We start from the raw sequence: 20,980 nt of genomic DNA on the forward strand, positions 1-20,980 counted from the left end.
GCCTCTCTTGCTCCCTTTCTCCCAAATTGGGAGAAAGGGTTGGGGGATGAGGGCAAATCGAAAGTTACACATCGCGTTTCTCTTGCCTTTCCTCAGCGTTCAATAAGCTGGTTCTCAGTTGGAGGCGGCTGTCTAAGGGCAGCGTCTCCAAAAGTTAGTGAGCGCATCGTCCGCCCAACTCTGGCGGCGGTCTGGGTTTCTCAGGACACTCCGGATTCTAGCAAAGCCGTTTAGTTGGATTTCCGGCTCCTGCGTCAATGCTGGCGGGTGTGGCGATCGCCTCCTTTCCTGGTCAACACCAGACTGGCGGCACTATCAAACCAAGTTCATTAGCTCCTCAAGCGGGATAGGCCTTGCCTGCTCCGCTTTTTCTTAACTGCTGCGCGGGCCACCCTTCCTCAAGCCTTGCCATAGGCTGAATAGAGCCGCAGGACTAGTTAAGACAAAAGGCGCAGAGATATCTACTGGATACCTTTGCGCCTTTCCTGTTGAATCGGAACCTGAACGAGGCTTAGCTCTGGGTCAGCCAGGGTTGAAGACCTTCGGGGGCCTTCACCTGGGCGAGAATTGCCGCCAGCGTGCTGCCTTCCAGCACCTCCTCTTTGAGCAGGGTTTGGGTGGCAGACTCCAGCAGGTCGCGGTTGAGGCGGAGGATGTCCAGCGCCATGTCGTGGGCCTTGTCCAGCGCTTGCTTGACCTGGCGATCGATTTCGGCGGCCACCTCTGGGCTGATGGCGCGGCGAGTGCTGCCCCCATCGAGGAACTGCGCCTGGTTTTTGTCGAAGGCGATGGGGCCGAGGGTTTCGCTCATGCCGTATTGCGTGATGGCGCGTTCCGCTAGGTCGGTGGCCCGCTGGATGTCGTCGCTGGCTCCGGTAGACACCTTGCCAAAGACGATTTCTTCCGCAGAGCGCCCGCCCAGCAGCGTTGCCAACTGGCCGCGCAGTTCATCTTCAAGCAGCAAGAAGCGATCGCTCTCCGGCGTTTGCACCGTATAGCCCAGCGCCCCCAGTCCGCGGGGCACGATGGAGATCTTCGACACCTTAGTATTTCCAGGCATCAGCGCCCCCACCAGCGCATGGCCCACTTCATGATAGGCAACGGTCTGCCGCTCCAGCGGGGTCAGCACGCGAGAGCGCTTCTCCAACCCCGCAATCACCCGCTCGATGGCTTCGTTGACATCCGCCATCAGCACGGCCTGGCGATTGTTGCGGGCGGCCATCAGCGCCGCTTCGTTGACCAAGTTGGCCAGGTCAGCCCCGGAAAAGCCTGCCGTTTGAGCGGCGATCGCCTCCAGATCCACATCCTCTCCCAGCTTCACTGGGCGGGCATGAACCTTGAGGATTTGCAGACGGCTGCTCTTGTCTGGGCGATCCACCAGCACTTGCCGATCGAAGCGGCCAGGGCGGCGCAGCGCCGGGTCAAGGATTTCTGGGCGGTTGGTGGCGGCGATCACGATCACGCCGTCGTTGCCGTCGAAGCCGTCCATTTCCGTCAGCAGTTGGTTTAGCGTCTGGTCGCGCTCGTCGTTGCCGCCGACGGGGTTGGCGCTGCGGGTTTTGCCGATGGCATCTAGCTCATCGATGAACACGATACAGGGAGCCTGACGCTTGGCGCGGTTGAACAGATCCCGCACGCGAGACGCGCCCACGCCAACAAACACTTCCACAAACTCCGAGCCAGACATGCTGATGAAGGGCACGCCTGCTTCTCCGGCGATCGCCTTGGCCAGCAGCGTCTTGCCCGTCCCCGGCGGGCCCACTAGAAGCACACCCTTGGGAATCTTCGCCCCAATGCGGCGATACTTCTCGCCATTCGCCAAAAAGTCCACAATTTCTTGCAGTTCTTGTTTAGACTCGTCTACGCCGGCCACATCAGCAAAGGTGACCTTCCCTTTACCCGCCTGGTTATAGACGCGGGCGTTGCTTCTGCCCATGCCCATGCCTACGCCCAGCCCGCCAAAGCCGCCGCCAAAGTTATTGCCCAAGCCACTCCCAAAACTGCTGCCAGGGGTGCTGTTGTTGGAGCCACCCCCCGCCTGATTCAGCCTTGCCAGCCAAGCAAACATCCCCACCAGCATCCCGGTGGAAAGTAAGATACCTGCCACTAGCCCAGAGGTGTCGCCGTTGTCATCGAGCTTGGTAAAGGGTACGCCGTGGCGACGCAGCAGACCCGGCAGCGTGTCGGTCGGGCCGTTGGGAAGGGTGTAGAACTGCTCTCCACCCAATTCTGGTTTCAGCGAGTAATCAATGCGATCGCGCTTAATCACAACCCGCTGCACCTGGGATGATTTCACCTGATCGAGAAAGGTGCTGTAGGTCGAAAGGGAACGAGAATCCGGTTTCATCGGCAGTAAGTCCTGAATGCAACAAGCATGAAAAAGGCGATCGCTCAATTCACATCGCACTTCTCACATTCTTGATTTTCAGGGCGATCGCCCTAACTCAGAGAGCCGAAAACCTCACTCAATCAGGCGGGTTTCCCGAAGGACTCACGCTCTAGAAATGCAATCATGGCGGTTCTTACCATACTTAAGTGGGGTTTTCCGAAGATAGACCCCCATTGCAGAAAAGGTCTGCCTTTCGGAGCGCACTGACTCAATCTGCTGAGAGATCTCGCTCGCAGGCATTGGACGATAGGCTTTGGGCAAAGCTGCGGTTTTCCAAATTTTCTGAAACCGTGTTTGGATTGATTTCCTTGATCTTATCTTGACTGACCTTCCTGGCTAACCGTTGAGAACGCCCCATCAAGCACTTCCCTATGACACGACTCCCAATGGCACAAAATCCGAGTTCCACCCAATCTTTCTGGATAGACTCCACCCAGGATGTTTCTACCTATCCCAACCTGATCAGCGAAACCTTTAACGACGTTACGATCGATGTCGCTATTGTTGGCGCGGGCATGGCTGGACTCACCGCCGCCTACCAGCTTGCCAAGTCGGGCAAAACCGTTGCCGTGATCGAGGCGGGGGCGATCGCCGCTGGGGTGAGCGGGCATACGACTGCCAAAGTGACCTCGCTACACCAACTGATCTACGCGCAGTTGCTCAAAGATTTGGGCGAAGAGAAGGCGCGGCTCTATGCCGAAGCCAATCAGACAGCCGTGGAATTTGTGGCGCAACTCGTAGAGCGAGAGCAGATTGACTGTGACTTCAGCCGCCAGACCGCATACACCTTTGCCGAGTCCGCCGATCAGCTTCAGTCCATCCGCGATGAGGCTCAGGCGGCGCAAACGCTAGGGCTACCCGCCAGTTTCGTCACCGAAACGCCGCTGCCTTTCCCCATTGCCGGGGCCGTTGCCTTTAGCAACCAGGCTCAGTTCCATCCGCGCCGCTATCTGGCGCACCTGGCAAGGGCGATCGCCGCTGATCCCAGCAACTACATCTTTGAGCATTCTCGCGTTCTGGAAATCAACGAGGGCGAACCCTGCCAGATTGTGACCGCACAGGGCACGGTTCACGCCAAGGACGTGCTGGTGACGACGAACCTGCCGTTTTTGGATCAGGGACTGTTCTTCGCCAAGTCCTATGCCAAGCGGTCGTATATCATCGCTGCGCCAATTGAGGGCGATCGCGCTCCCCAGGGCATGTTCATCGGCACGGGCGAGGGCTATCGTTCTATCCGCACCACACCCTACCAGGATCGGCAACTGCTGCTGATTGGCGGCGAGGGGCACAAAACGGGCAGCGATGAGGCCACCGAGGAACGCTTCGAGCGGCTGGAGGAATACGCGCGATCGCGCTTTGGGGTGCGAGACATCGCCTATCGCTGGTCGAGTCAGGATTTCGTCTCCTTTGACAAAGTGCCCTACGTTGGCAAGCTCACGCCCATGACCCATCACCTCTACGTGGCAACAGGCTTTAGCCTGTGGGGGATGACCAACGGCACGGCGGCTGGGCTAGTGCTAGCCAACACGATTTTGGGCATCGAAAATCCCTGGGCAGATCTCTACGACTCGCTGCGGGCCACGCCGTTTGTCACCGCCGACTCGCTCAAGAACAACCTGGAGACGGGGATACACTGGGTGGGCGATCGCCTCAAAGCGCTCCAGCACCACTCCTTTGACGAAGTGGCCATGGGCGAGGGCAAGCTCATCACCATCGAAGGCAAACAGCTTGCCGCCTATCGAGATGAAACCGGACAAGTCCACGCCGTATCGCCCGTCTGCACTCACCTGGGCTGCATCGTGAACTGGAACGCTGCTGAGAAAAGCTGGGACTGCCCCTGCCACGGCGGCCGCTTTAGCTGCCAGGGCGAGGTGCTACACGGGCCACCCGTCGAAAACCTGGAGGTCTACCCAGTAGCTACCACCGAAACGGTCAGCACTCGATAGATAAGAAGCAGATAAGAAGCAGGTAAGAAGTTCGACAGAGAAAGGCTTCGACGTGCGGTGTAGAAACGCCATACCACACGTCATCCATTTGTAGCCTCCAACTAACTTATCTATCCATCAGTCGGACGGTTGAAACACAAACGGTGCTGCGGACACAAACTGACTGGAGACTTCGCCAGAGAAGATCACCTGCTGTCTGTCGCCCAGATCCAGCGTTCTGACCCCAGAAGCGGGCGAAAAGTCCACCTTTTTCGAATCTACCCAAAACACATTGGGCGAAATTGCCGACTCGAAGTAATACAGCTTGTCCTTGTGATCCGCCACAACACGCCAGCGCGTGGTCGATAGGTTGGGCTGGTCAGATATGCTGATACCATAGGGAACCGACACATTTCGCATGACGCTGAATACGGACGCGGCGGCAATGCGCGGATCGTCGGTTTGGGGAATGGCGTTGATATAAAAGCTGGCACGGGCAAAGCGGTCGGTGGCGCGGCTGGTTCCGGGCAAAAAGCTGAGTCCGTCTATCTGTTGCCAATAGGATGTGATAGCAAGCTGCTGCTCAAACACTGGCTCGTTGGTCATGACCTGATAGTCGCGGCTGTGGTGAATTTGCAGTTCCCCATCTACCCATTCCAAAATAGCGCTGTCGCCCGTGGCATCCGAGAGTGAAAGGTGAATCGTTGCCAGTCGCCCCGGCTGGCCGGGCACTTCGCCCGCCCCCACATGAAACGGGTTGGCGCGGATATGCTCGATTGCTTCCGACACGGTTGCAAAGTTATCTAGAAAATATTGCGCCCAGATGGATAGCGAAAGGCGCGGCGTTCTGCCGTCGTTTTCTGGGTATTTCGACGTAGCGAGCCACTGGGCATTCACCACTAGTCCTGGCTCGTTCATGCCGTCTACGGTAGCAATGTTGTAGCCACTGACGATCAGGCTGCCGTACTTAGAAGTCCACCGCATTGAGTTGGGGCCGGCCGCCGCGCCGTTGCGCTCCATTCCCCGTGGAAAAATCCACAAATTGCTGAGAATTTCGAGCTTCCAGTCCATAGTGCGCCCAGTGAGGACACGCCCTGCGGGGCCCTGATAGACGGCCCGCGTACAGGCTTCGGCCGGTGCTGCAACGAGGAGCGTTGTGGAGAGTAATAGAGCAAACAGAGCCTTTGGGATACGTTTCATAGTGTACTGGGTGTTACCAAACTGAGCATCTTAGCATTTGCGACGCATCCTATCTCGATCGCCCTCTGCGTTTCAAGATCAGCAGACTGCAAGCTCACACGTTCATTCAGGGCCGCCTGTAGCGCTTTGCGACTTCCCCCATCCCCTTAAACCCTGTCCTTAAACCCTTTAAGTATCAGCACCTTAAACCCTTTAAATATCAGCAAACGATGACAAGTCCGAGCTGGATCGTATCTGAAACTACAAATCTTATCCATTGCGCTTGCTAATCTCCGTCTAATTCAACAAAAGAATTTAGCTTCTAGGGTTCCGGCTTTCAGAGTGTTGATTTAGACGTTCTGCGTAAGCGACTGGTCCAAGAGGGGCAGGCTGGTTTCAGAGCATTTCACCACTGAGGTCTCTGCCAGTTCCACGGCGGGATAAAAGCCCGGGAGACGGTTGCCTTGTGCGGCCTGTTTCCTGGGCTTTGTTGTTGCATCTGATTTTTGCATTTGATTGTTGCATTTTGTTGTTGCATCCAGATTGAACGAGTTGAACAGGCGTTATGACGAACGAACCCAATTTTCAGGCTCCCAATTCTTTCAGCTTCGAGGCGCAGCGGGCGCTGGAGCGCGAGGCGAGGCTACCGCTGACGGGCTGGCAGCAGGAGGTGTCTAAGGGGTTGGAGTATGGGCTGGAGGCGGCGGACAGCATCCGCGATCGCTCTATTCCCACCTTCTCTCGCGGCGAACTGCCCCACTATGCAGGCATCAATACCTTTTTGAAAGCGCCCTACTTAGAAGACGTGCGGAAGGTGGGAGAGTATGACGTGGCGATCGTCGGCATTCCCCACGACTCTGGCACCACCTACCGTCCTGGCACGCGGTTTGGCCCCCAGGGTATCCGCCGCATCTCTGCCCTCTACACGCCATATAACTTTGAACTGGGCGTAGACCTGCGGGAGCAAATTACGCTGTGCGATGTGGGCGATGTGTTTACCATCCCCGCCAACAACGAAAAGTCGTTTGACCAAATTTCCAAAGGGGTTGCCCATGTGTTTGCGTCGGGAGCCTTCCCGATCCTGCTGGGTGGCGACCACTCCATTGGCTTTCCCACGGTGCGCGGCGTGTGTCGGCATTTGGGAGATAAGAAAGTCGGCATTATCCACTTTGATCGCCATGTGGACACGCAGGAAACCGACCTGGATGAGCGGATGCACACCTGCCCCTGGTTTCACGCGACCAATATGGCAAACGCCCCCGCCAAAAACCTGGTGCAACTGGGCATCGGCGGCTGGCAGGTGCCGCGCCAGGGGGTGAAAGTATGCCGCGATCGCGCGACAAACATCCTCACGGTGACTGACATTACGGAAATGGGAATCGACGCTGCCGCAGAATTTGCTCTAGAGCGGGCCCTCGATGGCACTGATTGCGTCTGGATCAGCTTCGACATCGACTGCATCGACGCGGGCTTTGTCCCTGGCACAGGCTGGCCAGAACCGGGCGGGCTGCTGCCGCGAGAAGCGCTGGCCCTGCTGGGCAAGATCGTCCAGCGTGCGCCCATTTGCGGACTGGAGGTGGTGGAAGTTTCGCCCCCCTACGATGTCAGCGATATGACGGCGCTGATGGCGACTCGCGTAATTTGCGACACGATGGCGCATCTGGTTATTTCGGGGCAACTGCCGCGCCGGGAAAAGCCCGCTTACATTCACGCCGAAGCAAATATGGCGGTGGATCAGGCGTGGTCGTAGCGATGGAGAATCTGTGCATGAAATGATGCGCTTAATGATGCGCTTAACGTCTATTTCTAACGTCTACTTATATTGTCGTGATGCGTGTTGGGGCGATCGCCCTCATCCCCAATTGCTATCCGTTTCTAGTTCCACCCAGCGTTCTCGCTTTACTCCTCCGTTAATCTGATATGCATGAAACCGACATGACCAAAGCGCTCATCCTGACGGTCAAAGACTGGTGGGAATCGCAGCCCGATCGCCCCACCATTCAGTGCATCCATCTGATTGTTGGGCGATTTACCTGCGTCGAACCCGCTAGCCTGCGGTTCGCCTTTGACGTGCAGACCCAAAACACCTTCCTGCACGGTGCAGAGCTAGCGATTCAGGAAACGCCCCTGATTGCCTTTTGCCACACCTGCCAGCAGGAGTATGCGCCGGAGATTGGGCTGCAATATGCCTGCCCCACCTGCCACGCGCCTATGGATGACATCCGCTCTGGGCGAGAACTCAAAATTGACCGGATTGAATACGCCGCCGCCCACAGCACTGACCTGGCCACCCTCCGGTAAGTAACTCGGCATTTTGCCTTTTACTCACTCGGCGGATGACTCGGCTAAAACGCTCGACTGACTGACTCGACATACTCTCGATACCCACCGTTGAACCACCATGCACCTGACCCACGACGCTGCGATCGAAATGAACCTGCTCCACGCCAACCAAGCCGGAGCCGACCACAACCGCGCCCATTTTGACGAATGGGGCATCACCTGTCTGAACCTGATGAGCAGTCCCGGCGCGGGCAAGACGGCCCTGCTGGAGCGCACCCTGGAGCAACTTGCGCCCCAAATCAACATTGCTGTGATTGAAGGCGACATGATCACAGAACTCGATGCTGACCGCCTGCGCCAGCACAGGGTTCCGGTGGTTGCGATCAATACTGGGCGATCGTGCCACCTGGATTCGCGCATGGTGGCAGGCGGCATTCACCTGCTAGAACACCAGTGCAACCCGGCAACGCTCGACCTAGTGCTGGTGGAAAATGTGGGCAACCTAGTGTGTCCAGCAGAATTTGAAGTGGGAGAACACGCTAAGGTCGCGCTGCTCAGCATAACCGAGGGCGAAGACAAGCCGCTGAAATATCCCATCATGTTCCGCGAAGCCGATTGTCTGCTGATTACCAAGATGGATTTGGCTCCGCATCTAGAAGTGGATCTGGAAAAGCTGGTGGCAAACGTGCGCCAGGTCAATCCGCGAGTGGCTATCTTACCCGTTTCCGCCAAAACTGGGGCAGGACTGGAGGCGTGGTTTGATTGGGTGCGATCGCAGCTTCATTCACCCAATCCATCACAAAACCATTCATCAGACCCTTCGCAAGACCCTTCACAAAACCATTCGCCCCATCCTGCGGACTCCTCCTCAATGGCGATCGCCCCCTAGCAGGGTTTGCAATCAGGGCTTTGCATCAGGCGTGCAACAACGCACAGTCAGCAGTTGGGGCAGGGGTCACCTCCGGCCAGAGACACGACCCCACCCCAACTGGCTCCCAGACCGACCGAAACCAAATCGATGACAGCTTAATCCACTGTCAACCGTTCACTCTTATCGACCAGGAACAACTCATTATGGCAGAACATATCTTTTTCTGGGGGATTATTGTATTCCTCCTGGGAACCTTGGGCGTTGGCGTTTGGGCTTCCAAGCAGATCAAAGGCGACAGCGTGAATTACCTTGTCGCAGGGCGAGGCCTCGTCTTGCCCCTAGCGGCGGCGACCCTCATGGCCCAGTCTGTGGACTCAAACGCCACGATGGGCAATATGGATCTCTCGTCTCAGTTTGGCTTTTGGGCGGGCGCGTCCCTACCGCTGGGGCTGGCGCTCTGCCTGCTTCTCACGGCGCTGTTTTTTGCCAAGCCGATGAACCGCATGAAGCTGATCACGCTGCCCGATTTCTATCGAGTCAAGTATGGTCGGCGCGTTGAGGTCGTCGCCTCGGTGATCATGGTGCTGAGCTTTGCCTTTTTGCTGGCAGGTAACCTGGTGGCGGGCGGCTTCCTGTTTCAGGGCTTTTTGGGTACGAGCTACACAGCAGGCGTGCTGCTGATTGCCACCATCGTCTTTGCCTACACGGCTAGCGGCGGGCTGTTTGCCGTAGCCTACACGGACGCAATTCAGGTGGCGATCGCCTTCTTGGGAACCCTGGCGCTGCTGGGCTTCATGAGCAGCAGCTTTGGGCTGAATGTACCCGAAGGCATGGGGCCGCTGGCCCTGGGACAGTTGGTAGACCCCGGCCAGGGAGCCGCAGTGAACTGGGCCACCCTGCTGGCACTGGGGCTGGGCGACATTGTGGCGATCGACTTTATGGCGCGGGTCTTTGCCGCCGAAAGCCCCGAAACCGCTCAGCGGGCCTGTCTCATCGGCTCTCTGGGAACCGTGATTATCGGCGTTCCCTTTGCCATGATGGCGTTGGGCACACCGGGCATCCTGTCTGGGCTGGGCATCCAATCTGACGGCCCCATCCTGCTGTCGCTCCTCAAAAACGTGGCGCCGCCGCTGCTCAGCCTGCTGGTGATCGCTGCGATTCTGTCTGCGTCTCTCTCCACCGCCGATGGCGCAATTTTGGGAACCTCGTCGGTGATTGCCCACAACATTCTCGGCGTTCGCCACACCGACCATAACGCCGGGGGCGATCGCCTGCTAGCGCTCACCCGCACGATGGCACTGGTCATCACCATCCTGGGCGTAATCTTTGCCCTGCTGGTGCCCCAAACAGGTATCTTGCTGCTGCTGGCGTTTGACCTGGGCTTTGCGGGGCTGCTGGTGCCGCTGGCGGGCGGGCTATATTGGCCCAAAGCGACTCGCTACGGCGCAATGGCCTGCATTTTGGTGGGCACGGTAGCGCGGCTGCTGTTTTTTGTGCTGATGCCTACCATGTTTGGCGCAGACAACACGTTGCTCTACATTCCCAACCCTATCTTCACCGCCGACTTTGACGGATTCCCGACGCTGATCAGCCCGCTGCTGGGGCTAGCCGCCTTTGTGATCGTGTCGCTGATGACCCAGCGCAGTCGCGGCGCAGCGCCCGAAGTGGTGGATTTGGAGGCGATGCAGCCCGCTGAGAGGTCGTAGAGAAAAAACGAAGAGCGAAGAACGAAGAGGGAAGAGGGAAGAGGGAAGAACGAAGAGGGGAAAAAGGCGTGCTAAGGGGGGTGGAGAGTTGACGGGTTGGGATAGGCAGGTTGGGATAATGGAGGGAGTCTCGGACGCAATCTAGCAATTCCACCCCTTAATTTCTCTATCCCCGATTCCCATGTCCTACCAAGTCCTCGTCTGCCAGAGCAACGCCTGTCGCAAGGCAAAAGCGCAGCAAGTGCTGGCGGCATTTCGAGCGGCAAGTTTAGAGGGGGTGGAGGGGGTAGAAGTTGTGGCGAGCGGCTGTTTGGGGCAGTGCGGCAACGGGCCGATGGTGCTGGTGTTGCCAGACGAGGTGTGGTACTGGCGCGTGCTGCCAGAAGAAGTGGGGGCGATCGCCCATCAGCATCTCCAGTTGGGGCGACCCGTCGAAGCGATGCGCCTGCGTGGGGTATAAAGGGAAAAAAGAAAAAACGAAGAACGAAGAACGAAAAACGAAAAGCAGAAGTTTTCTCTCTTCCCTCTTCTCTCTTCTCTCTTCGTTCTTCCTTCTTCGTTCTTCCTTCTTCCCTCTTCCCTCTTCCCCAAATGCCCTCCCCTATCACCCAAGTCCAACCCCCGCTGGAGTTTATTCCGCCCGATTTTGACCCGCTGGTTTATCGGGGGATGTGTGCGGTGCTGCCGTCCTGGATGAAGCTGCGAGTGGCGATCGCCGATGTGGAGGTGGAAAACACCAAGCAATTGGTTGAGTTGTTTCAGCAGTTTCAGGCGGGGAAGACGCGATTTTTGCTGGCGTTTCGGCATCCCACGCCGGATGACCCGTTTTCGCTGCTGTGGTTGCTGTCGCGGTCGGTGCCCCAGACGGCGCGAGAGTTGGGCGTGTCGCTGCAAAAGCCAGTTCACGCCCACTTTATCTATGACCGGGGGATTCCGCTGTGGGCAGGAAAGTTTGTCGGCTGGCTATTGCCCAAGATGGGCTGTGTGCCTGTGAAGCGGGGCAAGGCAGATCTGGTGAGCCTGAAGGCGGTGCGCGATCTGTTTGCGAATGGTCAATTTCCGATGGCCGCCTCGCCAGAGGGCGGCACGAATGGACACAACGAAATCGTTAGCCCGCTGGAGCCGGGAATTGCTCAATTTGGCTTTTGGTGTGTGGAGGATTTGCAAAAAGCCAAGCGGACAGAAACCGTGGCGCTGCTGCCCGTGGGCATCCAGTATCACTACATCACGCCGCCCTGGCGATCGCTCGAACAGCTCCTTCTGGATTTGGAATATGACACGGGTATTCGGGCCAGCGTTTCGCCGACGGCCTATCTGGGCCTGCAAGACGGCACAGAACCCACGCTAGAGCAGCAGACCCAGCTTTATCAGCGGCTATTAAACCTGGGCGAAACGTTGTTAACGCAGATGGAGAATTATTACAGCAAATATTACGGGCGATCGCTCGTGTTGCCCGACTTGCCGGCCGATGCCGACCCCAACGCCCGCCTGGCCGCCCGCCTGAAGTCGCTGCTGGACACGGCGCTGAGGGTGGCAGAAGAATTTTTTGCGATCGCCCCCAAAGGCAGCCTCACCGATCGCTGTCGCCGTTTGGAGCAAGCCGGGTGGGAGCGCATCTTTCGCGAAGACCTGAATCTGGAGGCGCTGTCGCCCGCCGAGCGCGGTCTGGCAGACCGCATCGCCGAAGAGGCTGACCTGCGGATCTGGCACATGCGCCTGGTGGAAAATTTCGTCAGCGTCACCGGCCGCTATGTCATGGAAAAGCCCACCGCCGAGCGCTTTGCCGAAACGCTGCTGCTGCTGCGAAACATGGTGAACCGCCTCAAGGGCGAAGCACCCAAACCGCCCCTGCGTCTGGGGCCGCGCCGCGTGGTGATGACGGTTGGCACGCCCCTCTCGGTGAGCGATCGCGCTGAGCAATATCGCGCCAACCGCCGCGAAGCCGTCACACAGTTGACCCAAGACCTGCAAACGGCGATGGAAAGCCTGATTCGGTGAGTGAGCTTGCTGGCAGCCGATGCAGGCATGGTCGAGCAGTGGTGTGTTGGCTGCGATACTTCATTTGATTAACTTCATTTGATTAATTTGATTAATGATTAATTTGATTAAACAGATGTTGTGATTAAACAGATGTTGCAGAAACCTTAAGAGAGATTGAGGACTTCGGGCGATCGCTCAACTCACGCTTTACGCTTAGTCCATTAGTTTTATGCGCTTCAACTTGCGTTGCCTTTTGGGGTAAGCGAGATGCGCCTCACTGGGCGATCGCCAAAGCCGCCGCAATGCAGGTTTGCCAACCACTCAAGGCTAAATGGGTTAACGGTCATGAATATGGAAAAATATCGCGTCACTTGCACGCTGTCCTTTGGAGATATTTACGGTCAGGTGGTGGTCTGGCTGGTGGTCATTTTCCTCAGCCTGGCCAGTGCGCTGGCGCTGATGGGCACGAGTCGCCCGCTGTTTGCCCTGGTGACGGTAGGGCTGATCCTGGTGCTATCGCTGCCGTTCCTGCTGTTTGCCTTCGTCACGACGCTGCTCAACCACATCGAGTTTTCGTCGGTCGATCCTGCTACAGAAACCACCAGCAAAAAAGTGACCGTTTCGGGCCAGCGCCCCGCCCAGAGCCTCAGCTAGCCCCCCTTCTCCGCCTCAGAAAGTCGCTACTTTCTATCGCTACTTTCTAAAGAAGTTCCCTGCCAATCGGCGGGGAGCTTTTGTTTTACGCCACCATAGAGAACAGGAGAACACCGACCCAGCACACTAGCATGATTGATCACGACGTTGTGATTGTGGGCGGCGGACTGGCCGGATGCCGCGCCGCTGTCGAAATTGCCCGCATGAATCCATCCCTCAGCGTGGCGGTGATTGCCAAAACGCACCCGATTCGCTCCCACTCGGTCGCTGCCCAGGGCGGCATGGCGGCCTCGCTCAAAAATGTCGATAGCGAAGATTCTTGGGAAGCCCACGCCTTCGACACCGTGAAGGGATCTGACTATCTCGCCGACCAGGACGCAGTGGAAATCCTCACCCGCGAAGCGCCCGACGTGGTGATCGACTTGGAACACATGGGCGTGCTATTTTCGCGCCTGCCTGACGGACGCATCGCCCAGCGAGCCTTTGGCGGCCATTCCCACAACCGCACCTGCTACGCCGCCGACAAAACCGGGCACGCCATCCTGCACGAACTGGTGAACAACCTGCGGCGTTACGGCGTTCACATCTACGACGAGTGGTACGTCATGCGCCTGATTTTGGAAGAGGAGCAGGCGAAAGGACTGGTGATGTTCCGCATTCGCGATGGGCATCTGGAAGTGGTGCGGGCAAAGGCGGTGATGTTTGCTACGGGGGGCTATGGGCGCGTGTATAACACCACGTCCAATGACTTTGCCTCGACAGGCGACGGGCTGGCCATGACGGCAGCCGCCGGATTACCCCTGGAAGACATGGAGTTTGTGCAGTTTCACCCAACAGGCGTGTATGGCGTGGGGGTGCTGATTTCGGAGGCGGTGCGCGGCGAAGGGGCCTACCTGGTGAACTCGGAAGGCGATCGCTTCATGAAGACCTACGCCCCCAGCCGCATGGAACTGGCTCCGCGAGACATTACCTCACGGGCGATCGTGAAAGAGATTCGAGCCGGACGCGGCATTCACCGAGACGGCAGCGCGGGCGGCCCCTTCGTCCATCTCGACGTGCGCCACCTCGGTCGCGAAAAGATTATGAGCCGCATTCCCTTTGCCTGGGAGGAAGCTCATCGGCTGCTGGGCGTAGACGCGGTGCATGAGCCGATCCCTGTGCGCCCGACGGTGCATTATTCGATGGGCGGCATTCCCACCAACACTGACGGACAGGTGCGGAGCGGCGACGAGACGCTAGTGGAAGGCTTTTTTGCCGCCGGGGAAACGGCCTGCGTGTCGGTGCATGGCGCAAACCGCCTGGGCAGCAACTCGCTGCTAGAGTGCGTGGTGTATGGGCGGCGGACGGGGGCGGCGATCGCCCGCTATGTGCAAAACCGCAAGCTACCCGACCTGAACGAGACACCCTACCTCAGCGAAGCCCGTCAGCGTATCCAAACCCTGCTCGACCAGCGCGGCGAACACCGAATCAACACGGTGCGGCAAGCCTTTCAGGACTGCATGACCGATCACTGCGGCGTGTTTCGCACTGAAGAGGTAATGCAAGCAGGGCTGCAAAAGCTGCAAACGATTCGCCAGCAGGCGGGCAATATCTTCCTAGACGACAAAGGCAAACTGTGGAACACCGAGCTAATCGAAGCTCTGGAGCTACAAAGCCTGCTCACTGTGGGCGAAATCATCCTCACGGGCGCACTGAACCGCAAAGAAAGCCGGGGGTCGCACTGCCGCGAAGACTGCCCCGATCGCGACGATGTGAACTTCCTTCAGCACACAATGGCTTACTACTCGCCTGCGGGCATTGAGCTACGCTATCGCCCGGTGACTATCACTCAGTTCCAGCCCCAAGAGCGGAAATACTAGCAGAAATATCAACCGTTGGGACTTACGCAGAGCGATCGCCCTTCATCTTGCAGCACCCGTGCCTCTGGGCGATCGCCCTTCATCTCCCAACGCTCGTACCTCTCGGCGATCGTGTTGCCCACCCAATTTTGTAAACTGGGCAAGCGCTAAATAAAAACCTGGGCAAGCGCTAAATAAAAAAGCTTTCCGTGAGCGTGTAAAGGTGTGCGCTCACGGAAAACTGCTGTTATTTTTTGGCTTACTACTTGCAACTACTGCTCACAGCTACTGCAAGGCGTTTGCACCTGCCACCACCTCAAGAATTTCCTGGGTGATCGCGGCCTGACGCGCCTTGTTATAAGTCAGTGTCAGTGTCTTCATCAGTTCGCTGGCGTTGTCACTGGCGTTGTTCATAGCAGTCATCCGGGCGGCCAGTTCGCTGGCGGCGGACTCTTGCAGCGCCCGCAAAAGCTGGTTATTGAGATAGAGCGGCAGCAGCGCGTTCAAAATCTGCACTGGATCTTGCTCAAAGATCATGTCTTGGGGGAAAGACCGTACATCTGGCGTAGCGACTTTTTCCCGCTCCACCGCAAACTCGCCGCATCGAGTCGTCAGCCGGAAGATTTCGTCATCTGGTGTTTCCAGTCCCTGCGGGTCAAGCGGCAGTAGCGTCTGAATCACCGGGCGAGAACTGACCAACGACACAAACTTGGTATAGATTAGCTCGACCCGATCCACGGTTTCCGACAGGAACAGCGACAGCACCTCATCAGAAATCTTTGCCGCTTCCGCAGCCGTTGGGATTTGCTCTAGCCCGGAAAAGCTGGCATCGATGGGCTGGTTGCGGCGCTGGAAGTATTGCAGCGCTTTCCGTCCAACCAATACAAAGCGATAGTTTAGACCCTCGGCCTGTAGCTCGCGGGATCGCGCTTCTGCCCGTTTGATGATGTTGCTGTTGTAGCCGCCACACAAACCGCGATCGCCCGAAATCACCAGCAGCCCAACGGTCTGCACCTCCCGCGACTTCAGCAGCGGCAGATCGACATCTTCAAACTGCATCCGCGCTTGCAAGCCGTATAGCACCTGCGCCAGACGATCGGCAAAAGGGCGAGTCGCAATCACCTGCTCCTGGGCGCGGCGGACTTTTGCAGAAGCCACTAGGCGCATTGCCTCTGTAATTTTCTTGGTATTCTTGACCGACTGGATGCGATCGCGAATTGCCTTCAGGTTTGCCATAGTTAGGAGTTAGGAATTAAGGGTTAGGAGTCGAAGCGGTTAGAGGGAAGAGGCAGGCATTAGAAATACAAACCCATGCTGATTCCTAAGACCTGGCCCCTGACACCCTATCCCTACTTCAGTCCTGCCAGGAAGGTTTGCTTGTATTCGGCGATCGCCTCTTTCAACAGTCCTTCTGCCTCATCTGTCAGCACCTTTTGCCCCTGGACGATTTCGATGTACTTGGCCTTGCTGGTCTTTAAATAGTCGCGCAGTCCCTTGGTGAACGCAGTTACCTTTTCCACCGGAATATCATCCAGATAGCCGTTAATCCCGGAGTAAATCACAGCCACCTGCTCCGCCACCGACAGCGGCGAATACTGTGGCTGCTTCAGCAGCTCCCGCAGGCGCTGACCCCGCGCTAGCTGATCCTGGGTCGCCTTGTCTAGGTCAGACGCAAACTGAGTAAAGGCTTCCAGTTCAGCAAACTGAGCCAGTTCCAGCTTCACCTTACCTGCGACTTTCTTCATCGCCTTGGTCTGTGCCGCAGATCCCACGCGAGACACCGAAATACCTGCGTTCACCGCCGGACGCAGACCTGAGTTGAACAGATCAGAAGACAGGAAGATTTGTCCGTCCGTAATCGAAATGACGTTCGTTGGAATATAGGCCGACACGTCGCCCGCCTGGGTTTCCACGATTGGCAGCGCCGTCATGCTGCCCTCACCCAGTTCAGGGCTGAGCTTTGCAGCCCGCTCTAGCAGGCGTGAGTGGAGATAAAACACATCGCCAGGGTAGGCTTCCCGTCCGGGCGGACGACGCAACAGCAGCGACATCTGGCGGTATGCCTGAGCTTGCTTGGAAAGGTCGTCATACACCACCAGCGTATGCTTGCCTTTGTACATGAAATACTCTGCCAGGGTTGCGCCCGTGTAGGGAGCCAGGTATTGCAGCGGCGCAGGATCACTGGCGTTTGCTGCGACAACGATGGTGTATTCCAATGCGCCACGAGACTGGAGTGCATCCACTACCTGAGCCACCGTCGAGGCTTTCTGTCCCACCGCAACGTAAACGCAGATCACATCCCCGCCTTTCTGGTTCAGGATGGTGTCCAGCGCAACAGCGGTCTTGCCCGTCTGACGGTCACCAATGATTAGCTCACGCTGACCACGACCAATTGGAATCATAGCATCGATCGCCGTAATCCCGGTCTGCATCGGCTCGTACACCGATTTCCGTTGCACAATACCGGGTGCAGGAGATTCCAGCAGGCGAGAATCAGTCGCGGCAATCTCCCCCTTACCGTCAATCGGACGTGCCAGCGCATCGACCACACGACCCAGATAGGCTTCCCCAACAGGAATCGAGGCGACTCGACCCGTCGAGCGTACAGTGCTGCCCTCCTGAATATTCAGACCTTCGCCCATCAGCACAGCACCCACACTGTCTTCTTCCAGGTTCAGCGCCAGACCAATCGTGCCGTCTTCAAATTCCAGCAGTTCGCTGGCCATAACGTTCTCTAATCCATAGACACGGGCAATTCCGTCGCCGACCTGCAGCACGGTTCCCACGTTGGAAACCTTAACTTGCTGGTCATATTGCTCGATTTGCTGGCGAATAATGCTGCTAATTTCGTCTGGTCTAATTGCTACCATTGCGTTTTTCTCCAGTTGAACGGTGGGGGATCAGGTTGTAATACCCGTCGGGATGAAAGTAATAGATTCTTTATGGATCAAGGGGAACCAGTAAAGGCAGCCAGTTGTCCGGGGGTGCTTCCTAGCTAGAACCCATTAGCTTCAGTCCGATGCGTCGCAGTTGGCCCCGCAGGCTTGTGTCATACACTTGAGAACCCACCTTGATCACGACTCCACCAATCAGATCAGGATTGATGCGAGTTTCCAAATCAACTTGCTGGGCACCCGTCAGCTCTTTGACCTTGTTGCGAACCGCTTCTTGCTGGGCTTCGGTCAATTCAACAGGCGCACTGACCTCCGCCAGAACGGCCTGCTTCAGTTCGCGCAGGAGCGCCTGATACTGCTTGCAAATGTTGTCTAGAAACAGAATTCGACCCCGATCCACCAGCAGAAACAGAAAGTTGAGCGTATAGGGATGAACCTGCTCTGATGCAAGCTGGCGCAAAATGCCTTTCTTGGCCTCAGGCTTAATCAGCGGGTTCGCCAAGACTTGCTGAAGTTCTTCTGATTCGGCCAGGAGCGATCGCAAGAATGCGACATCTTCACCAAAGCGGTCAATCAAATCACTGGATTTGGCAAGCGACATCAAAGCCTGTGCGTAAGGCTCCGATACTTCGGATGCTGTAATTGAATCTCTCATTTCGCTAACCTCCCAATGCCGCAATGCCGCGATCGATTAATTGCTGCTGGGCATTTTCGCTCAGTCCGCCTTTCAACCTTGCCTCGACCTGCTGGAGCGCAAGCGCTGCCACTCGCTGACGCAGTTCGTTCACAACGCGCTGCTCTTCTGCGGCGACATCCTGATCCGCCGCCGCCTGCATTCGAGCCACATCCTGCGTCGCCTGCTCTAGAATTGCGGCACTCGCTGCGGCTGCCTGAGCTTCTGCTTCTGAGCGAATACGAGCCGCTTCTTCTTGAGCCTGTGCCAGCTTTTGCTGCTGCTCTGCCAGGAGAGCGGCGGCTTCCTGCTTGCGCTGCTCCGCTTCCTTGATCGAAGCTTCGATTTTCGCCCGCCGATCGCTCAGCGTTTTCCCTAAAAAGCCGCGACCAAAATATACCAAGACACCAATGATGATGGCGAGGTTAATCAGGTTTGTGTCTAGCAGGTCAAAATTCAGCCCGAAGCCGCCTTCTTCGGCCGCTTCAGCCGCTTCTCCCGCTGTTGCGGCGATCGCCAACAAACTCCCTAGTATCTCCATCTGTGAATGCCCGAATCTGCGTCTTTGATTGATTCACGAGTTCAAAACAGGTCTCTGGAAAGCCAACCGAAGAGCAACGTCAACTAGCACAACACCAGAAAACGCTGCGACCTAGCGGCTTGCCCCGTCAGCGCTAGCCAAGCGCAACACCACCCGTCACCTTTTCCAAAATCTGACGGCTCAATTCATCCACCTGCTGCTCTAAAGACTGCAATGCCGCAGCCTTTTGAGCGTCTAAGTCCTTTTGCGCTTGCTCTCGCTGAGCCTGAGCAATCTGCTGGGCTTCGGCAATCTTTTGAGCTGCGATCTTCTGAGCATCTGCCTCAGCCGCTGAGACAATTGCGATCGACTGACGGCGAACCTCGGCTGCCTCAGTCTCATACTGCTTAGCCAGCGCCTCTGCTTTTGCCAGACGCTCCTTCGCCTCTGACTGATTGGCGCGGATGTAGCCCTCGCGGTCATCCAGTGCCTTTCCCAACGGCTTGTAAAAAGTGACGTTGAGCACTGCAACCAGCAGCATAAACTGAAGCGCCATCAGCGGCAGTGTGGCATCCAGGTCAAACAGACCACCGCCGCCCTCTTCAGCCAGTAAGAATGTCCAATAAACCATATTCATTCGCCCCGACTAACTTTTTGGGGTTCTACTAACCAAACCATCTGCACTAACGTCGAAAGCACTGTCGAGGAGCGTTGCCCAAAGTTGGATACCTGACTCAAGCGCGATCGCCCGACAACAATACACTCAAGTCCAAAACACTCAAGTCTAAGCAAGCCTGTGGCTGAAATGCCCTGCACCCCAGCCACACAGCCCATCTCTTAGGCAAAGGGGTTAGCAAACAGCAGCACCAGCGCCACCACCAGACCGTAGATCGTCAGCGCTTCCATAAACGCCAAGCTCAGCAGCAGCGTACCGCGAATCTTGCCCTCTGCTTCGGGCTGACGAGCAATCCCTTCAACTGCCTGACCAGCGGCATTCCCTTGACCGATGCCAGGGCCAATCGCCGCCAGACCTACAGCCAGCGCAGCAGCCACAACCGAAGCAGCAGAAATAATCGGATCCATGATGTTTTCCTTCCCTAAAAATTACAGAACGAGAAACACGTCAGCAAATGCGTGATCCGGCTTGCAAAATCAGCCCATGTAAAGGCGATCGCACACCTCACACAACGACCGTCGATTGCACTGACGACTGCTGCAATCGAGTCGCATGAACGGGGAATTCACACACCCCAACTGAGGATGCTAGTGCTCCTCATGCCCTTCACCGTGGTGATCCTCCATTGCCTCGCCGATGTAGGCTGCCGCCAGCGTCGCAAAGATGAGCGCCTGAATTGCACTCGTAAAGAGGCCAAGCGCCATCACGGGCAGCGGCACAAACAGCGGCACCAGGAGAACCAACACACCCACCACCAGCTCATCCGCCAAGATGTTTCCGAAAAGTCGGAAGCTGAGGGAGAGCGGCTTGGTGAAATCTTCAATAATCTTGAACGGCAGCATAAACGGCACAGGCTGCACGTAGTTGCCGAAATAGCCTAATCCCTTGCGGCTAAACCCTGCGTAGAAATAGGCCAGCGAGGTCAGCAGCGCCAGCGCAACCGTGGTGTTGATATCGGCAGTCGGCGCACCCAGTTCACCCTCTGGCAGCTTAAAGAGCTTCCAGGGAACCAGCGCACCCGACCAGTTGCTCACGAAGATGAACAGAAACAGCGTGCCCACAAACGGAACCCAGGGGCGATATTCCTTTTCACCAATCTGGTTTTTCGCCAGATCGCGAATGAACTCTAGCCCGTATTCCATTAGGTTTTGTAGCCCAGAGGGAACGCGCTGAATATTACGGCTTGCCAGGAACGTGACCAGCACCAAAAGGCCGATTACAAACCACGAGGTGAGGAACACCTGCCCATGCAGCTTTAGATTTCCTAACTGCCAATAGAAGTGTTTGCCGACTTCTAGCTCAGCAAGCGGAAAGGCATTGAAGACGTTAAGAGAAAGCAACGTTTCCATGAAAATGGCTTGCCCGAATTAACTGGAGGGATGCTAGGATATC

Annotated in this window: 19 protein-coding genes and 1 riboswitch; of the genes, 9 read left to right on the top strand and 10 right to left on the bottom strand. The window is 56.9% G+C overall.

What is annotated here, in order from left to right; all coding sequences use genetic code 11:
- Nucleotides 1–511 precede the first annotated feature (511 nt).
- Complete coding sequence (gene ftsH, locus HPC62_RS08520; protein ID WP_172354825.1) at nt 512–2,347, bottom strand: ATP-dependent zinc metalloprotease FtsH; 1,836 nt, start codon at nt 2,345–2,347, stop codon at nt 512–514.
- Nucleotides 2,348–2,775: 428 nt separating this feature from the next.
- Here ftsH and HPC62_RS08525 point away from each other — a divergent pair, with 428 nt between their 5' ends.
- Nucleotides 2,776–4,335 carry an FAD-dependent oxidoreductase gene (locus HPC62_RS08525; protein WP_172358853.1) on the top strand — a complete coding sequence of 520 codons (1,560 nt, stop codon included), beginning with the start codon at nt 2,776–2,778 and terminating at the stop codon, nt 4,333–4,335.
- 117 nt (nt 4,336–4,452) lie between these two features.
- On the opposite strand, the gene HPC62_RS08530 is transcribed toward HPC62_RS08525, so the two are convergent.
- Complete coding sequence (locus tag HPC62_RS08530) at nt 4,453–5,514, bottom strand: linear amide C-N hydrolase (RefSeq protein ID WP_172354827.1); 1,062 nt, start codon at nt 5,512–5,514, stop codon at nt 4,453–4,455.
- 290 nt (nt 5,515–5,804) lie between these two features.
- A riboswitch (guanidine-I (ykkC/yxkD leader) is annotated at nt 5,805–5,950 on the top strand.
- 108 nt (nt 5,951–6,058) lie between these two features.
- On the opposite strand from HPC62_RS08530, the gene HPC62_RS08535 reads away from it, so the two are divergent.
- The 8 genes from HPC62_RS08535 to HPC62_RS08570 all read left to right on the top strand — a co-directional run bounded on the left by HPC62_RS08535 (nt 6,059) and on the right by HPC62_RS08570 (nt 14,846).
- Nucleotides 6,059–7,243: an agmatinase family protein gene (locus HPC62_RS08535; protein WP_172354829.1), complete on the top strand. Its 1,185-nt coding sequence runs from the start codon at nt 6,059–6,061 to the stop codon at nt 7,241–7,243.
- 170 nt (nt 7,244–7,413) lie between these two features.
- Complete coding sequence (gene hypA, locus HPC62_RS08540; RefSeq protein WP_172354831.1) at nt 7,414–7,794, top strand: hydrogenase maturation nickel metallochaperone HypA; 381 nt, start codon at nt 7,414–7,416, stop codon at nt 7,792–7,794.
- 100 nt (nt 7,795–7,894) lie between these two features.
- Nucleotides 7,895–8,665 carry a hydrogenase nickel incorporation protein HypB gene (gene hypB, locus HPC62_RS08545; RefSeq protein WP_172354833.1) on the top strand — a complete coding sequence of 257 codons (771 nt, stop codon included), beginning with the start codon at nt 7,895–7,897 and terminating at the stop codon, nt 8,663–8,665.
- A 185-nt stretch (nt 8,666–8,850) separates the two neighbouring features.
- A complete protein-coding gene (locus tag HPC62_RS08550) occupies nt 8,851–10,353 on the top strand; it encodes a sodium:solute symporter family protein (protein WP_172354835.1) in 1,503 nt (500 codons plus the stop codon).
- Nucleotides 10,354–10,534: 181 nt separating this feature from the next.
- On the top strand, nt 10,535–10,813 hold the full coding sequence (locus HPC62_RS08555; protein WP_172354837.1) for a (2Fe-2S) ferredoxin domain-containing protein: 279 nt from the start codon (nt 10,535–10,537) through the stop codon (nt 10,811–10,813).
- A gap of 131 nt (nt 10,814–10,944) precedes the next feature.
- A complete protein-coding gene (locus tag HPC62_RS08560; protein WP_172354839.1) occupies nt 10,945–12,351 on the top strand; it encodes a lysophospholipid acyltransferase family protein in 1,407 nt (468 codons plus the stop codon).
- Between the two features lie 327 nt (nt 12,352–12,678).
- Nucleotides 12,679–12,987 (top strand): hypothetical protein, encoded by a 309-nt coding sequence (locus HPC62_RS08565; RefSeq protein ID WP_172358854.1) that lies wholly within the window; start codon nt 12,679–12,681, stop codon nt 12,985–12,987.
- 131 nt (nt 12,988–13,118) lie between these two features.
- Nucleotides 13,119–14,846 (top strand): succinate dehydrogenase/fumarate reductase flavoprotein subunit, encoded by a 1,728-nt coding sequence (locus HPC62_RS08570; RefSeq protein WP_172354841.1) that lies wholly within the window; start codon nt 13,119–13,121, stop codon nt 14,844–14,846.
- Nucleotides 14,847–14,854: 8 nt separating this feature from the next.
- Here the strand turns inward: HPC62_RS08570 and HPC62_RS23905 are convergent, their stop codons facing one another.
- The 8 genes from HPC62_RS23905 to atpB form a co-directional block, all read right to left on the bottom strand.
- Nucleotides 14,855–14,989, bottom strand: a complete 135-nt coding sequence (locus HPC62_RS23905; protein WP_255548873.1) for a hypothetical protein — start codon at nt 14,987–14,989, stop codon at nt 14,855–14,857.
- A gap of 121 nt (nt 14,990–15,110) precedes the next feature.
- Nucleotides 15,111–16,061, bottom strand: a complete 951-nt coding sequence (locus HPC62_RS08575; RefSeq protein WP_172354843.1) for a F0F1 ATP synthase subunit gamma — start codon at nt 16,059–16,061, stop codon at nt 15,111–15,113.
- A 113-nt stretch (nt 16,062–16,174) separates the two neighbouring features.
- Nucleotides 16,175–17,695: a F0F1 ATP synthase subunit alpha gene (atpA, locus tag HPC62_RS08580; RefSeq protein ID WP_172354845.1), complete on the bottom strand. Its 1,521-nt coding sequence runs from the start codon at nt 17,693–17,695 to the stop codon at nt 16,175–16,177.
- Between the two features lie 121 nt (nt 17,696–17,816).
- Nucleotides 17,817–18,374: an ATP synthase F1 subunit delta gene (gene atpH, locus HPC62_RS08585; protein ID WP_172354847.1), complete on the bottom strand. Its 558-nt coding sequence runs from the start codon at nt 18,372–18,374 to the stop codon at nt 17,817–17,819.
- 4 nt (nt 18,375–18,378) lie between these two features.
- Nucleotides 18,379–18,933 carry a F0F1 ATP synthase subunit B gene (locus HPC62_RS08590; protein WP_172354849.1) on the bottom strand — a complete coding sequence of 185 codons (555 nt, stop codon included), beginning with the start codon at nt 18,931–18,933 and terminating at the stop codon, nt 18,379–18,381.
- Nucleotides 18,934–19,066: 133 nt separating this feature from the next.
- Nucleotides 19,067–19,543, bottom strand: coding sequence for a F0F1 ATP synthase subunit B' (locus HPC62_RS08595; protein WP_172354851.1), 477 nt, complete (start codon nt 19,541–19,543; stop codon nt 19,067–19,069).
- Between the two features lie 206 nt (nt 19,544–19,749).
- On the bottom strand, nt 19,750–19,995 hold the full coding sequence (gene atpE / locus HPC62_RS08600) for an ATP synthase F0 subunit C (protein WP_172354853.1): 246 nt from the start codon (nt 19,993–19,995) through the stop codon (nt 19,750–19,752).
- 180 nt (nt 19,996–20,175) lie between these two features.
- Nucleotides 20,176–20,937 (bottom strand): F0F1 ATP synthase subunit A, encoded by a 762-nt coding sequence (gene atpB / locus HPC62_RS08605; protein ID WP_197673316.1) that lies wholly within the window; start codon nt 20,935–20,937, stop codon nt 20,176–20,178.
- Between the last annotated feature and the right edge of the window lie 43 nt (nt 20,938–20,980).

The sequence above is a fragment of the Thermoleptolyngbya sichuanensis A183 genome (genome assembly GCF_013177315.1).
Lineage (GTDB): Bacteria > Cyanobacteriota > Cyanobacteriia > Elainellales > Elainellaceae > Thermoleptolyngbya > Thermoleptolyngbya sichuanensis.